Source organism: Endozoicomonas sp. ONNA1, from assembly GCF_024606325.1.
GTDB lineage: Bacteria > Pseudomonadota > Gammaproteobacteria > Pseudomonadales > Endozoicomonadaceae > Endozoicomonas_A.
Genome location: NZ_JAHHPN010000146.1, coordinates 1 through 15,623 on the forward strand (window position 1 = coordinate 1; position 15,623 = coordinate 15,623).

General features: G+C 45.1%; 13 protein-coding genes and 1 tRNA gene. 8 read left to right on the plus strand and 6 right to left on the minus strand.

Annotated elements, in window-relative coordinates:
• Positions 1-264: 264 nt before the first annotated feature.
• Both KDK19_RS03455 and KDK19_RS03460 read left to right on the plus strand, forming a co-directional pair.
• Positions 265-618 carry a type II toxin-antitoxin system RelE/ParE family toxin gene (locus tag KDK19_RS03455; RefSeq protein ID WP_257274215.1) on the plus strand — a complete coding sequence of 118 codons (354 nt, stop codon included), beginning with the start codon at positions 265-267 and terminating at the stop codon, positions 616-618.
• Entirely contained in the window at positions 615-938 is a 324-nt protein-coding gene (locus KDK19_RS03460) for a helix-turn-helix domain-containing protein (RefSeq protein WP_257274214.1), read from the plus strand. The genes KDK19_RS03455 and KDK19_RS03460 overlap by 4 nt, the downstream gene beginning before the upstream one ends.
• A 17-nt stretch (positions 939-955) precedes the next feature.
• Here the strand turns inward: KDK19_RS03460 and KDK19_RS03465 are convergent, their stop codons facing one another.
• From KDK19_RS03465 to KDK19_RS03475, 3 genes are all read right to left on the minus strand, one after another.
• Complete coding sequence (locus tag KDK19_RS03465) at positions 956-1,153, minus strand: hypothetical protein (protein ID WP_257274213.1); 198 nt, start codon at positions 1,151-1,153, stop codon at positions 956-958.
• 225 nt (positions 1,154-1,378) lie between these two features.
• The gene (locus tag KDK19_RS03470) at positions 1,379-1,669 is read right to left on the minus strand and encodes a helix-turn-helix domain-containing protein (RefSeq protein WP_257274212.1); all 291 of its coding nucleotides are present in this window, start codon (positions 1,667-1,669) and stop codon (positions 1,379-1,381) included.
• Complete coding sequence (locus tag KDK19_RS03475) at positions 1,650-1,943, minus strand: type II toxin-antitoxin system RelE/ParE family toxin (RefSeq protein WP_257291339.1); 294 nt, start codon at positions 1,941-1,943, stop codon at positions 1,650-1,652. The genes KDK19_RS03470 and KDK19_RS03475 overlap by 20 nt, the downstream gene beginning before the upstream one ends.
• A 177-nt stretch (positions 1,944-2,120) precedes the next feature.
• Between KDK19_RS03475 and KDK19_RS03480 the strand changes: the two genes are divergently transcribed.
• The 4 genes from KDK19_RS03480 (at position 2,121) to KDK19_RS03495 (ending at position 7,615) form a co-directional block, all read left to right on the plus strand.
• Positions 2,121-2,197: transfer RNA gene (locus KDK19_RS03480), tRNA-Arg, on the plus strand.
• 847 nt (positions 2,198-3,044) lie between these two features.
• The gene (locus tag KDK19_RS03485; RefSeq protein ID WP_257291340.1) at positions 3,045-4,538 is read left to right on the plus strand and encodes an McrB family protein; all 1,494 of its coding nucleotides are present in this window, start codon (positions 3,045-3,047) and stop codon (positions 4,536-4,538) included.
• Between the two features lie 13 nt (positions 4,539-4,551).
• Positions 4,552-6,879: a restriction endonuclease-like protein gene (locus KDK19_RS03490; protein ID WP_257291341.1), complete on the plus strand. Its 2,328-nt coding sequence runs from the start codon at positions 4,552-4,554 to the stop codon at positions 6,877-6,879.
• A 277-nt stretch (positions 6,880-7,156) separates the two neighbouring features.
• Positions 7,157-7,615 carry a very short patch repair endonuclease gene (locus tag KDK19_RS03495; RefSeq protein WP_257287981.1) on the plus strand — a complete coding sequence of 153 codons (459 nt, stop codon included), beginning with the start codon at positions 7,157-7,159 and terminating at the stop codon, positions 7,613-7,615.
• 132 nt (positions 7,616-7,747) lie between these two features.
• On the opposite strand, the gene KDK19_RS03500 is transcribed toward KDK19_RS03495, so the two are convergent.
• Both KDK19_RS03500 and KDK19_RS03505 read right to left on the minus strand, forming a co-directional pair.
• Positions 7,748-8,578 carry a hypothetical protein gene (locus tag KDK19_RS03500; protein ID WP_257280780.1) on the minus strand — a complete coding sequence of 277 codons (831 nt, stop codon included), beginning with the start codon at positions 8,576-8,578 and terminating at the stop codon, positions 7,748-7,750.
• A 215-nt stretch (positions 8,579-8,793) separates the two neighbouring features.
• Positions 8,794-11,805 (minus strand): hypothetical protein, encoded by a 3,012-nt coding sequence (locus tag KDK19_RS03505; RefSeq protein ID WP_257287980.1) that lies wholly within the window; start codon positions 11,803-11,805, stop codon positions 8,794-8,796.
• Between the two features lie 338 nt (positions 11,806-12,143).
• Here KDK19_RS03505 and KDK19_RS03510 point away from each other — a divergent pair, with 338 nt between their 5' ends.
• Both KDK19_RS03510 and KDK19_RS03515 read left to right on the plus strand, forming a co-directional pair.
• Positions 12,144-13,718 carry an NTP/NDP exchange transporter gene (locus tag KDK19_RS03510; RefSeq protein WP_257280781.1) on the plus strand — a complete coding sequence of 525 codons (1,575 nt, stop codon included), beginning with the start codon at positions 12,144-12,146 and terminating at the stop codon, positions 13,716-13,718.
• A 188-nt stretch (positions 13,719-13,906) separates the two neighbouring features.
• A complete protein-coding gene (locus tag KDK19_RS03515; protein ID WP_257280782.1) occupies positions 13,907-15,268 on the plus strand; it encodes an OprD family porin in 1,362 nt (453 codons plus the stop codon).
• 2 nt (positions 15,269-15,270) lie between these two features.
• Here the strand turns inward: KDK19_RS03515 and KDK19_RS03520 are convergent.
• The coding region (locus KDK19_RS03520; protein WP_257291342.1) for a hypothetical protein at positions 15,271-15,623 on the minus strand (353 nt) is incomplete at its 5' end.

Below are 15,623 nucleotides of genomic sequence, written 5' to 3' on the forward strand. Positions count from 1 at the left end.
TATATTGTATAGATGTCCAGCCTCTTTATTATATGGATGTCCTTTTTCTTGTCTTTTTCTTGCCTTATATGGATGTCCTTTTTCTCTTTTCTTTTCTCTTTTCTTTTTCTCTTTTTCTTGCTTCTCTTACTTCTTTCTTAGTTTATAGCGGTGTGGGCGGGGAGCTGTCAGCGAACTTTTTGATTATTTTTTACTGCTATTTTCTCCACAGAGGAACTATATTTGTTCTAAAGTGTACAAAATTTTATACAGAGTGCTAAGCTGTTGGATAACGAAAAACCGATTTTCTGGATGGGCAGCTCCTTGGAAGACCTGCTTGAATTCCCGGATTTGGCCAAGCGAGAAGCGGGTTATCAATTAAGCCGGATACAGCATGACCTTGACCCTGAACACTGGAAGGATTTCAAGACAGTGGGAGCAGGTGTCAGGGAAATTATCATCTCGGAAGAAGGTGGTGCTTTTCGAGTGATGTATTTGGCCAAGTTTGAGGAAGCTGTATACGTGCTGCACAGTTTTCAAAAGAAAACCCAACAAACCAGTCAGCACGACAAGCAAGTAGCAGCCCGCCGTTACAAGCAGGTTCCGGCAGAACGTAGCAAAAGGAGGAAGGACGGATGAGTATTAAGAACATCGGACATACGACACCAACAGGTGGCAACGTTTTTGCTGACTTGGGCTTTTCCCCTGAAGAAGCAAAGAAACTGAAAGAGGAAGCTGAGGGTAAAATTAAGGCGGACCTCAAGATTCAACTGATGGCAGAAATTACAAAGACCATCAGAGATCGCCAGCTGAAACAGGAAGAAGCTGCACGACTGTTGAATGTGAACAGACCCAGAGTCTCTGATGTGATGACAGGAAAGGCCAGCAAGTTCACTATTGATGCATTGGTAGACATGCTACAAAAATTAGGTCGTTCGGTAACACTCAAAGTAGCTTGAGACAGTGAGGGAATACATCAATCCTCCGGTATCCCCAAAGCCTTCTTCTGCTCCGACCAGAGCAGGGGAAAGGGCTTCATAAAATCAGCCAGCATCAGGCCACCCAAGCTTCTGCCATCAATGATGGCCTTCTGAATCTCTGGCGAGAGGGTGGTCAGGCGTAAGATCCGGGAGGCATAGCTGACACTGGTAATCCCTTTTTTCTGAGCCAACACTTTCAGGTGTTGTTCTTTTGCTGTTTCCTACGCCTTCCAAATAATAAGACACCCTTATATTTGACTTGTATAGATGTCCAGCTTCTTTATTATATGGATGTCCTTTTTCTTGTTTCTTGCTCTAACTGGCAGGCAGCCTGATCGCTTTGACATAAAGTCATGAATGTCAGCAGACTCTGAAATGAGTCTGTCGACATTCGCTGCTATTGCTGACAAGGTATAGTTTCAGGCAGGAGAAAAAGTGATGTTGAGCTTGTGCCCGGTGGCTTCAGCATATTTTTTCAGCATACCCAGGCTGGGTAGTGTTTTGCTGTTGGTGCTTTCAAGTCGGCAGATACTGGTTTTCTGTGTGCCTATTGCCTGGGCAATGTCTTCCTGGGTCATTCCGGCTTCCTGTCGCATTCGAATCAGTTCACGGCGGAGTGAGAAGAACTCTGATTTCTCTTCCATTGCGGCTTGTACGTCTTCGCGCTCAAGTGCTTTCTTACGAAATGCCTTATAACTTAAGTTTGCCATGCTGTACCTCCTTCATTCGTTGATACCCCAGATCTAAGTCTTTTTTAGGTGTTTTTTGAGTTTTTTTCTGGAACACATGCAAAATAACAACGTGATTTCCTTTAACACTGCAAAAAAGACCTTTGCCTATTCCTTCAGATCCATGAGCCCTGAGTTCATAAAGTCCTCGACCCATTAGTTTGGTATGAGGTTCGCCAAGGTTTGGACCGTGAACTTCAACCTGATCAAGTAGGTCAATGAAATCAGCCAGTATCCCGGCAGGCAGTTTGTCCATGTCTCTGGCGACGCGATCACTGAAAAAATGGATTTGCCAGGTTGATTTTCTCATAAGGTGAGGTTAGCAATATTGTTAACTTTGTCAAGTTCAATCATTGGAGATGGCTGGGTTTATCAGAAAAACTATTTAGAAGGCTGGCAGCCCACCCACCGCCAGTGAACAAGTGAGTATTACGCGCTCGTAGCTCTGCTGGATAGAGTACCTGGCTGCGGACCAAGCGGTTATAGGTTCGAATCCTACCGAGCGCGCCATTTTCAGAAAGCCCTGCTTTTATAGGGCTTTTTGTCGGTTTGGGGAGTAGTTATTTCTGGCTTCCTGCCTGTTTGATAATAATCCACTGTCTTATAACTGCATGCTTGGAAAATTCTTAAAATAGCTGATTTTTGGCCATTTTTGGGCCGCTTTTTCTCTCTCCTCTCTAAATAACGGACTTCGGCCACTTTGAAGTACGCTACCTGATTTCCTATTTGTAATCAGTGGTTTGCCGGTGGTTTTTATTTTCTGGGACTAGTGTTGGGTTTGCATTTTTTTAGCGATGTGGGTGGGGAGCTGTCAGCGAACTTTTTGATTATTCAGAACGTAGTGGTAAAAAGTACTGCTCCGGGCCCGGTACAGTATGAGACAGATGTTTGAAATTTCAGGGATCAGGACTTGAGCCCAGCTTTCGAACCCTGGTTCTCCTAATAGCACAGTCGACAGAGGCTAAGGAAACGTTTTCACCCGATTCTGTCAGGGTAAGTGATGCCCTCAGAGAGCTGGTCTGATGCGGATTAGCGCAGGTATTTCAGTTTTGGTGGCTACTGAGTGGTGAATACAATCTTGAATGTTGCAGGTTAAACAGAGAATAATAGTCGGTCAAATAAACGCTTCTCCAGCGAATGAGGGAAGCAGTGCAGTGATATAATGACGACCATTTTTCCCAAAGACAGAAGACTCTTAATGAATGATTTTTTGACCAGAGCAGAGGCAGTTTTGGAGGGAGTTCAATATGCTTATTAACCTTGTGTGAGTAATCTTGATCACGCATTAATAAACGTCTATGTTTCAGCTATTTTTTTCTATACTCTTACCTGTTATTGGCCTAACGTCGGTTAACGGATGAAGATTAAGCAAGGTGTTGTTCTCGGTGAAGGGGGCAGATCATTAACAATAGAAAAAATAAACGCAGAAAATATCTATATACGAATGGCGCAAGGCAACCAATTGCGCATCATACCGGTCATCGTTGTTGGGGCGTTGTTAAAAGCGTTGGAAACAGGAAAAATTACGCTCCGGGACATTGATCGAAAATATCGTAAAGAAAATGATTTACCCCCTTTATTTGATTTTCTTCATATTGATTTTGACAAGTATATTCTTGGTTATGACTCAACTATCAAGAGGATATGTGAGTACGAGTTGAGTGCGGTTGAACCTGCAGAAGTATCTGAAAATAATCGACTCAACCTCCCCAAACCTTTCCTCCTTCTGGCCGGAATCTCCGGTACCGGTAAATCCCGATTTATCCGAAAGCAGGCAGAGTTCCATGATCCGGATGACCCTGAAGGGAACTTCTGTCTGATCCCGGTAAGGCCTGACTGGCATGAGCCCTCTGATCTGTTAGGTTATGTCTCCCGGGTGGATAAACCGAAATACATTGCCACCAAAGTGCTCGCGTTTATTATCCGTGCCTGGAAGTCGGTTGCGCCTGATGCCTCCGCAGCCGGAGCCGGAACTCTGAATTCTGCTTCACCACCCTATTGGCTCTGTCTGGATGAGATGAATTTGGCACCGGTGGAGCAATATTTTGCGGATTACCTATCGGTATTGGAAACCCGGGGTTTTAACGAGGCCGGAGAATATTGTTGTGAACCGTTGCTGGACTTGCAGGCACTGAATCAATCCGGTGACCTGAAGCTTCAGGCGGATTTAGGGCTGACAGAAGATCCGCTGTGGGATTACTTTCAACAGCACGGCATCGGCATACCACCCAATCTGTTGGTGGCCGGTACCGTTAATATGGATGAAACCACACATGGTTTTTCCCGAAAGGTGATTGACCGGGCGCTGACTTTGGATTATGGCGAGTTTTATCCTAATGATTATGGTCAGTTCTTTGAGGGACAACCGGAGAATAAAGTATTTCACTGGTCAGTGTTGACCTCGGCCAGGCGGGAGCAGCTGACAGGTACCTTCGACACTGATGGAAAGCGTACGGTAGCCTTTCTTGACCGGGTGAATCAGGTGCTTAAACGAACCCCGTTTGAACTGGCCTATCGTGCCCTGAACGAGTTGTTGCTCTATGTGGCGTGTTTGCAACCCGGGGATGAGCAAACGCTACAGGCAGTTTGGGATGATTTCATGATGACCAAGGTCCTGCCCCGCATTGATGGTGATGAGGATAAGCTGCGAGTGGTGATCGGTGAGGATGCGGTTAACCTGTTGGATAAACTGACCGACGAGCTCAAAGAATTATTGCCCGATATTTGGGATGGGCAGCGTCCGGACCTGTTCCGTGATGTGAAAAAAGGCATCCCGTGTCGCTCCCGCAAAAAACTGGAGTGGATGAAAGCGCGGCTTGAGAGCCATACCTTTACCAGCTATTGGCCCTGAGTGAGTTGAGATTATGCCGGAACTGGCCGTTATTGAAACCGGGCATTTTGATTGCGTCATTTGGTCAAAAGATATTCGTTCGAGTCAGCGGCGGCTGGAACGAACGCTGACGGAACGTGGCAATGCTGTGCCAACTTCTGAGGTGCGGTTTTCTCCCCCGTTATTGTTAAAACATACTACAGAGCCGGTGTTTGAATTATGCCTTGGTGAAGCGGTCTTCTTTGAAAACAAATATTACGAGATTGAGTTTCTGTTTCACCAGCCACCGGAAGAGGGAGATCCGCTGCCGTCGGTGCAACATAAGCTAAAGGTTATTGAAGAGTCTTTTCATTTCAGCCGCCGTAGCTGCTCTTTACGGGGAAGTATCAATGCGGGCAATCATGTCGGTACTTTTCAGTTTAAACTGGCCTATTCCTACCAGGGGCGGCTCATCGAACAGTCGATTGCTTTCGATATTTTGCCGGTGAAGATGGATATGCAGTCGGACTTCAGGGCAATGAACGAGGCTGTTGATGCTGTATTTCCACTGTGGCGTTTCTCATTGGCAGAAAGCACCCGTCATTCATTAAGCGCCGTTAAAAAGCCGCACTCCCAATTCCTGTTGTTGTGGTTTGCACGATTTGAATCCCTTCATAAGGAGTTGTTGGCCGGGCTGAAGCATGTGGTGAATGCACCCCATAGTCGGTTGATGGAGCATAAGCACACCGTTCCGATGAGCCGTTTGAGGGGCAGGCTATCCAGACAGCAGGAAGAGCGACTGGCGCTGGAAAAGGCCAATAAAAATTATGAGAAGTCTTTTACGCTGAGCAAAAAGCAACTCAACGTGGATACGCCGGAAAACCGTTTTATTAAAGCGGTGATTGGTCATGGCATTACCAGACTTACCCGGGTTCAACAGCTGGCGTGTCTGGCGGAATCGGGTAAAGTGCGTTTTTCCGCCAGCTTTATGAAAGAGCTGGAAAGTTGGCAGAAGGCTTTGCGGCATTTTCAGAAACAGCCATTTTTCAGGGACGTTGGGGAATACCGGGGGCTGAAGCGGGAGTCGTTGGTATTACAGCAAAAGCCTGGTTACGCGAAAGTTTATAAAATCTGGCAACAGCTTAAATGGTATCTCGAGCTTCTGGATGGGGCCGATCAACTCTCCTTGCGCAACGTGGCAGAGATGTACGAAGTCTGGTGTTTTCTGGAGATACGCAGGATTATTGTGGACCTGGGCTTTGAGGAGGTTCCGTGTGGACGGATACCTCTGTTAGGCACTGGGATCCGTGTTTCGTTGAAGGATGGGATGGCCGGAGCTTTTCATTTCAGACGGTCTGACGGGGTGAAAATCCGTTTGGCTCATGAACCGATATTCAGAAAGAAAGACGACCAGATCAGAACCTGGTTGGTGACTCAAAAACCGGATATTTTGCTCGAGGCTACCTTTCCTGACGGGGCCGGGATTATCTGGTTATTTGATGCCAAGTATCAGATTGAGACACCGGCGGATGATCAGGGAACCCGCTCAGGCCCCGACCGGGTGCCCGACGATGCCATCAATCAAATGCACCGTTATCGGGATGCCCTGATTCATCGCAGTAAGTTTGATGACAGAGGGTTTGTGAAAACCCGTCCGGTGTTTGGTGCCTATGTGTTGTATCCGGGCTATTTCAATCAGCTTTGTGAACACAACCCATACAGTGTCGCGATTAATGAAGTGGGTATCGGTGCTTTTAGTTTGTTACCTCAGGTTGATAATAAGGGGAGTCATTGGTTATCTGTTTTTTTGCAACAAAAACTGGGGGTTCCTGAGGCAAAATATCCGTATGCGACCAGTGAACGGTATTTTGTGGAGGATGCTGCACGAATTCCGGGTAAAGGTTATTCCATCGCTCATTATCAGGGACTGACTATTCTGGCAAGCCAGTTAGGGCCTGACCGGAATCAGGAGTATATCAACCAGTTTGAAAACGGCGATGCCCGGTTTTATCACACAAAGCTCATCGCCTTTGAGCGGCAGAAAGTCCAGCAACATATCGCTACCGAAGCTCATTACCTTGCAGTGGCTCTGGATGTCGATGATGGTGTTCAGCGACGGGTGGACTATATTTATCCGATCCTCAAAGCGGAGCGGGTGCAGAGGGGGAACCTCACGGAAAAGCAGACAGGTACTCCGGTTTTTGCCAATCCGGATGAGTGGTTCTGGCTATTTAGCCTGGGGTCTGCCTTGCGTTTGAAAATACCATTGTGGCAACAGCGTAAGGTGCATTTTGAGTTAAAGCTGGTCTCCCGGGATGACCTGACAGCGGGTTATGGATGGGATGAGCTGCCTGAACTTTATTCATCGTTAGTGAAGGAGTAAGGGGTGGGTGTTTGTTTTGTGGCAGGTCACAGTGATCTTACCGTTATTAGGTTGACTCGGCTAACGACACTTGTCGGTTAAGAGATATGAGTTGATGAAAACTGCAGATGAGGGCATTCAGTTACATTTTCATGTAGACCATGGGGTTTTTAATGCGATTCACTGTTGCTATGCATGCCTTCTTGACGTCATGAAACATTACGTTGCTCGTACAAAGTTGATGAGCCTTACTCATGAACTCCCTGAGCTATAGCATTGGTTTGTTTCTGGTATCAGCATGACAGATGTTCATACGCCTGTCATACGCAGTAAAAATATGCGGGCAATCAGAAACAGGAATACTAAGCCAGAGATTTTGGTTCGGAAGCTGTTACACTCCAGAGGCTTCCGCTTCAGGTTAAATGTAAAAACTCTGCCAGCAAAGCCCGATATTGTTTTTCCGAAATACCGAGCCGTTATTCTGGTTAATGGCTGCTTCTGGCATGGACACGATTGTCCAGTGTTTAGGTGGCCCAAGACGAGAACGGAATTCTGGAAGGAAAAAATTACGGGGAATCAGCAGCGAGATAAAAGAAACCTCATGAATCTTCAAGCCGCTGGCTGGAGGGTGCTGACTTTATGGGAGTGCGCTCTGGGGGGGCGATACAAATTGCCTTTGGATATTATTGCCGACCTGATTGAAAACTGGTTGCTGGTTGGGGGCGAGACTTCTGTTGAGATACAGGGGGGTTGTTAGCTTGGGCTGAAAAGCTTTTCTAAACCCTTCAAACTACAAATTTTTGACCGTTTTGAGTTTGAAGTGACGGGTTGGGTTGCTGGAGGGGTTCGAGGCTATTTCGCCAGCCGGGGTACAGTGAAAGCAGTAAAGTCACTCAGATTTAAGTCGTGAGTACCGCTTTCTAAAACAGTTTGTTACATACCTAACCTGCCGCACTTTAAAACGGTAAAGCATTGCATGTAGATGAAGGCAAAGAGTCCCCCCATCCCTGAATTGATGAATACCAGATCTGGCAATAAAATAAATGTTTCCACCTGCTGAGACGTAGATTCCGTATTTTACTTCGCTGTAATCTTCCGTTTGAAAATAAATAAAATGATAGGTATTCATTTCCAGTCGAAGATTGCTGTTAATCCAATGACGAATTTGTTGACCAAGTTCAGTTATTTCTTCAGGAATAAGTTCATGATGCGAATCATTAAGCGGTTGATCACTAAAAGTTGTAGCGTACAGAAACTCCAGAGTTTCTATATCACCTTGCACGGTTTCCCTGTCTTGGATGGCAAATACAAAATTTGGGTCTATTTCAGTACTTTGAGTATCTGTTATCAACACAGCTCCCATGGCATTGAGATAGCCTGCCATTGGGCTTGGATCGTACTGTTTGTTCAACAGCACGGTAAATGAAGGGGTTTCAGGCGAGCCAATGTTTGGGTTTGGCATTAATGCCTGATAAAACCCATTACTGAGATGAGAGGCTAATTCAATATCGGGAGTGATACTGGTGGGATTTTGCAAACTCAGTGTTGTTATATCAACCGATTTTTCCGGACCAAGTGCTTCAACCTTCTTGCAGTCACATTTCTGCTCTGGTATTTCACAGTGGTTACATGTGTGATTAGCTGACACCTTTGTGGAAAGAATAAGCAGGTAAGCAACGAATAAAATTTGCCGAACAAAGTATTCCCGGTAGTGTTCCATTGGTTGCTCTTTTGATTTATTAAAGGGACAATTATAGCCAGTCTGGCTAACTTTCAAGTTTGAAAAGCTGGCTGCAAAGAAACTGACGCCCCGTGGTGATGCTGTTTTTTACGTCATTAGTCGTGTGTATCCGGATGGGTTGGTCAGCACCCAATCATACCGGGGCTGTGGAGCTGAAACTGTTCAACACTCCATACAGAAGATTCGCCATGCTCTCAACTCTCACCTTCCTCAGGCATTGACCAAGCCTGTTCCATTATTTTTGCCTTAATCATGCCGTCAGAGTAGATATCGCTATCAACAGGAGCTTTACTTTTTAATTGCTCACTGACTTTGTTGAGAATATTTTCGCTCAGATCATTCAGATCATCACGATAGGAAGCTGTCAGGGTGATCAATGCTTTTTTCAGATGGATATCATTTCCAGATAAATCTGGAGCGTATAAAATGACTCTGACCAGTCCTGAAGCTATCAGGTCAGTGGCTTTCTCTGTTTCGTCATCAGCTATTAAAAAACGGGCTTCTGAAAAACAATGAATGACAGACGTAATTATTTGTACCAGCTGGGTACGGGCATCCAGCTCTGGTTTGCCCAGGTAGAATTTTTGACGTCGAAAGGACTGTGTTAACTCTTCGTTGGCATAATCTGCTGCCATCTGCTCATGCTGGCTATGGGATGCCGCAACATTCAGCATTGCCTTGCGAGAATGGGCATAAATTCTTTTTCTGAGAGGGTCTGTTGTTCCGAACTCAAAAATATTGGCCAAAAAGTTGACGATTGAGCGGGAAACCAGATCTGCGTAGTGGAAATAAGCTTTCAGTGAGGCCTGCACTACAAAGCCTGTGATTCCAAGCATGTATTCGCCATAAACCGCCCAAGAATCCAGGACATCCTGAGCATATTCTGTATCCTCCTGATCACATTCAATACCCCAGTTGTTTAATATGTCCAGATAACTTGCCTTAATAGTTTTGTCGGCATAGTCTGAATCCAGCTCGGCAAGGTGAAGTAAAACCTGTTTTGCATAAAGAGGCATCAGGTTTTTTTGTCGTAGCTGGTTAAGAGCACTGCCCAATCGCGCATTTGCCAGGGCAGAGATGACCGTACTGCTGGTTTTAAATTCCGGATGATAATATCTGAGGACATAAGCGGAGTAAGCAACGACTCTGGCTGAGTCTGTGTAGTTTTTCTCCTGATTAGTCAAAAGGGTGCTCGCCAGTAACCAGCATTTTACCAGCATGGCCTCCATCGTCATCTTATAGGAGCGACTGGTTTGAGCTTCAATGCTGAGTTTCCGGTGTACAACATTCACCTTGGCGGCGAGTTCGTTCTGAATCTCTTGGTCTTCCGGATCAAGAATGCCGGTTGTGCTGCCTATCCAGTTTTTAACCACAGTTTGCAGATGCACAATTGCAGGCTCACCCACCGAACGAAGTCCGAATTCAATCATCGATAGCAGGAAGTAATAACTGGCCACTTGCCAGAAAGGTTCAGTTTTTTCCACTCGATAAAGTCCACTGGCTTTTGGTGTAAGTTTCTTAATTGTGAGAGGCTTGATCAGAGCGGTTATCAATGAATACCCGAGAGCCGCACCATGTATTGTTGCTGTCGCCACAGTCTCTCTGTCAGGCAAATAGTGGTAATAGAATGGAGAATCTTCTTCGGGTCTATTTATCTCTTCGGGGGGGCAGCCTTCTGCGGGGCAACTATCCGTCTGGTTATTGGTTATCTTTGAATGGGAGGCAACAGATTTCACGTCATCCAAAGACGCCTTGGCCCAACTCTCAGCAAGCTTCTTGTACCCTTCAAAGTCAAAACAATGAGGGTCAAGAATTTCAACCTGTTTGTAGATCTCATTAACTTCAGATGCAGATTTAAGGGGCTGATAAGCCAACAAAAGGCTTCTCATGAGTGTGTCCCCGGCATTGACTTCAACGATCTCCCGATAATTCTGCACCAGGGCACCGGCTAAAATACGGGATTTTTCGGAGGGAGTTCTGTAGGCATCTGCAAAGTGGATAATCAGTATTTCCAGCGCCCTCTGGCTATTTGACCGGGCAAAGTTGGGTTGCTCAGCCAGGATCATCCCTGCTTTTTTTTGCAAAGTGCTGAAATACTGGTTGGTATACTCAGAGATACCGGATGTTCTGTTGACCGAAGACCCGGTATTAATAGCACCCCAGTTTTCAAGGGAGCGCCTTGACTGGGAAGCGAAGCGTTCCATATTTTCTTTTGTAGTTGACAGTCCGACTATTTTGGAAAAGTGTTTAGCGATCGCTATAACAGCGGGATGTTGTTTATCAACAAAATAAAGGAAAGTTCCGGGCACAGAAACACCTAAAATAAAAATACTGTTTCTGATTTGATCTTTCGAAACATTTTTGAGCAGTGACTTAATAAACCCTGTTTCACCGGTGTTAGAATTAGAGGCAAGAACTTTCAGCTCATCTATCGCCTCGTTCTCATATTGGTGACAATCAACATTACTCACTTTCCACTGATTCAGGATGTTGCAATATCTAAGACCCATAATGGCCGACTGTTTCATCAGCGGATCCATAGCTTTCAGGTAGTATGTGATTCGAGATCTGAAACCTGAGTGCTTACGCCAGTCAATGGCCCGGCTGAAGCTGTCGTAAACACTGTCGAAAACGTCAAGGGCTTTAGTCTCCGGATGAAGGTAAACCATAGATTGGGCATTAAATGCCATCAATGCTGCGGCCGTATCTTCATCGCCTCTCGCCATAGCCAGGCTTGCGGAGGAAGACACAGTGTCAATAATGTCGAGTAGCCGGAAATAGGTTTTTCTGGCCTTTTGCGCATGAAAACTCAATATTGAAAAAGTTGATAGCGAGCGATAAAGCAAATCTGTTTGCAGTTCATCAGTCTTCTTGGTTACATGACTATCAGATAGTGCTTTATAACTGATACTTTCCAGACGGGCACTGATATTATCAGTGAGGTGTTGGCTCATGGCTCTTTGCACATTATTTTTGTGAATGTCCAGTAGCTTACCCAGAAAATCAGATTTATAAGACTTTAGATAGTGCTCAAGAGAACTGACAGCTACCTCTGAGCCCAGGGGGATTAGTCCCCAGGCGACGCCTGTCTTAAGATAATCTGTTATGTAAAACTGATGTTCGTCATCATCCTGCTTCTCTGCCCCAAAAGCAGATTGACCAGATAGTAGCAACGTGATGATCAAGTTCACCGTCATTTTCTTCATTAGTCACCTGAAAGATTGTAAAACCGGTTTTAGATATTGGTTGTTGAGCTTCACCGTAATTCGACCGCTCCAAGACCTGTAGAGAGTGTCGTGTAAGTTAGGATTCCCATACTTTTCGACCCCGAGAGTCCCAGCGCGACAGCTCATATATGTGTCTTCGAAAAGGATCAGGAATAAAATCCCACGGAGATCATGAGAACGAGCTTTCGCCTCGATTGAGCCTGAGTTCATTTCGATTTTGCTAATGAATATAGTAGAAAAAAGTTGTCGTATTTAACCTTTTCGTCTAGATAAAGTGAGTTTGTTTCAGAATTTATCAGTCACAGGGCGATAATCAGATGTCAGACAATACCGAATTCAGTAAATGGAGAGGCAGGCTTTGGCCTGTCTACGTCTTTGAGCTTAAAAAGCTTATTCCGATGATTCTGATGTTCTACCTGATACTCTTTAATTACACCATATTGCGAGACACGAAAGACACTCTGGTTGTTACTGGTGCCGGCTCGGGGGCAGAGATAATCCCTTTTTTGAAGTTATGGGTGAATGTACCTTTTGCGATAATATTCACGATTACATATGCAAAACTCAGTAATGTATTTAAAAGGAGTTCTTTATTTTATTTAGTTGTATCAAGTTTTCTGTCGTTTTTTTGTTTTTTTGCACTGGTTCTTTATCCAGCCCGTGAAGTGCTACACCCAACAGAGTTTGCAGATTACTTGCAGAGTATTTTACCGAGTGGGTTTATGGGGCTTATTGCAGTTATGCGCAATTGGACGTTTTCTCTTTTCTACGTCATGTCTGAGCTTTGGGGTAGTGTCTGTCTGTCTTTGCTGTTCTGGGGCTTCGCCAATCATATTAACCGCATCTCAGAATCTAAACGCTTTTATGCGCTTTTCGGCATGATGGGGAATTTGGCATTACCTACTGCCGGATTGTTTGTCTACTACGCTTCACAAGCTCGTGGAAATCTTGCGGAGGGTATTGACCCCTGGCAGCACTCCCTGAATTTAATGACGGGTGTACTTACTATTGGTGGCATTTTGATTATGGTGATTTATTGGTGGATCAATCGCTATGTACTGACAGATTCAAGGCTTTATCAGCCTGATGATATAGTAGCTTCCAGTAAGGAAAAATTATCGTTATCCCTGAAAGAGAGTTTTCTGCATATTATCCATTCTAAATACCTGTTCTGTATTGCTCTTTTGGTCATCAGTTATGGTGTCTGTATCAACATGGTTGAAGTTACCTGGAAACACCAGCTGCGCATGCAATATCCAAACCCTAATGAGTACAACCAGTTCATGGGGTTATTTTCCACCTGTACAGGCATTGTGACTATTCTCATGATGTTGTTTTTTACCAATAATGTTATCCGTCGATTTGGCTGGACAGTGGCTGCCCTGTGCACCCCGGTGGTTTTATTGATTACCGGATCTTTGTTTTTTTGTTTTGTTTTATTCAGGGATGTCGTACCCGATATTTTATTTCTGACACTGGGTATTACCCCATTGATGCTCACTGTCATATTGGGGGGGATACAAAACATCATGAGTAAATCGACCAAGTACTCTTTGTTCGACCCCACTAAGGAAATGAGCTACATCCCGCTTGATCCTGAAGAAAAAGTGAAAGGTAAGGCGGCAGTTGACGTTATTGGTAACCCGACCGGCAAATCGACAGGTTCGATCATACAGCAAGTATTAATAATTTCCCTGGGCTCACTGGTGGCTATCGCTCCCTACGTAGCCGTTATCGTACTGCTGTTTTTTGCTATCTGGATTGGGGCAGCACGATCATTGGGACGCCAATTTAATGCCCTCTCCAGTGCACAGAAAAAGTCGTCTAAAGCAGATCATGCAGCTGACCAAAACTCACAGACGAGCTCTGTGCAGCAAGTTGGGTCAGGTTGATTCATGAGGCATTTTTCAGAGTGCCTGAACGTCTGATCAATCATATCGAAGGAAAAATTGAATCTGGTTGGTCGGTGCCTGGGTGTCGGACTTTGTTATTAAGCAAGCTGACAGTCATCGGGTTGTCACGGAAAATGTGAAGGGGTGGCTGTCGTTCAATCCATGACGGCTCTTTAGCAGGTTTTAATATGCACTTAAAATCAGGTTTACAACCATCAGCGCTTCTTGCTTCAGGACTCTGGACTGCTGCAGTTTTATCGAGTGAATCATTACCCGATAACTCTTCCTTTATTAGTAATACGGCATTAGGCGGAAAGCTTCGGACTGTATACTATGATGTACACAACACCGTAAAAGACTCGACACTCGGAGCCTGGACCGGAGGCTTATCGCTTGATTTGAGTTCCAGTCTGGGAGAAGTGGTGGGATTAGGAGCCAGTTTCTACAGTGCTGTCAAGTTATATATGCCCGAAGAGAATGCTTATTCATATCAGCTTTTAAATGGTGATAATGAAGGGTTCAGTAAGCTGGGACAAGCCTATATCGAAGTAAAATTACCGTCAACATACGAAGACCGGTCAGTCAGCTTTAAGGCGGGACGTCAGAATTTACGTACCGGACTGATTTCCGGCTCCAGCTCAAGAACAGTTCCCAGCAACTGGAATGGATATAACCTCAAAGGCACGATTGAAAACCTGAAAATCGGTTTGGCCCTGGTTGATCAGATGTCACTTAGAAATCAGGCTGGTTTTCATAGTCTGACGAACTTTTCCGGGGAGAAAATTGATTACATCATAGGTGCTGAAGCTATCTATACACTTCAGTTTTCCCATGAGCGTGAATTGCGGCTTAAATATCGCAATGCTTTTGCCAAAGAATTTTTACAGGCACATAACGGCGATATCTTATTTACCACTTACGCAGGACAGAATCTAAAAATTAATTTGGGGGGTAGCTATTATCAAACCCAAAAAAGTGGTCGTCTTTGGGAGGGTACAGGCTGGGGCGGTTCACCATTATTTGATGATAAGGCCAGTGTTATCAATCTTCACGGGGGGCTGATGGCTGGTTCATGGCATTTTCGTGCAGGAGTCAGCCATTTTAAAGCGCCATCCAGCGCAAAAGCTTCTGGCACCCATTACACTCCACCTGGTGCTTATTATTATGATTTTGGAGCAAACACCCACGGAACCTGGGATATTAACACTTCCGGTTCTGCTGAAGATATGTTGTACGACGGTGAAACAGCATGGATGATGGGCCTTGCCTATAATTTTTCAGAATCCTGGCTCAAAGGGCTGAAGGCCGGTTATGCATTTTATTATGGCTCCGGCATGGAAGTCAGCGCTCCAGACGGCCAAAAAATAGCGGTTGCAGAACGCGAACACGACATTCATCTGGTTTATGCATTTCCAAAGACAGTGTTGGAAGGTTTGAAATTCAAGCTGAAGTACGGCCTTTATCAAAATGATAAGGCATTACGAAAAGCCATCCGCAAAGAAGAAAACGATTTGCGCATCTGGCTCGATTATGATTTCCAGATTTTCTGATTTCATTCTGGGGTACTGTCGCCTTGGGGAGGCCTGATGACGGCATAAAAGCGTCGGCAACGTTCCATTTCAGCCTGATATCTTCTTTTAAAGGATGGGCTAAGGGTTGTCAGTCTTTCCCAGCTTGTTGACACGGTTACCCTGGGATCAACAACCCGGCAACGGAGATTCTCGAAGGTTGTGCTAGCCTCACGTGCATCAGTTGTCTCATAAACCCGGTACCAAGCTGATTTTATTTTCTCAACAAGAGCGGCAACCTTTGTATCTTTACTTCTTAGCATGGACTGCCATACTTCATCATCGCCCTTTTGGTATTTGATGTCTTCCAGCGTCAGTTCATTGATATACATCATGC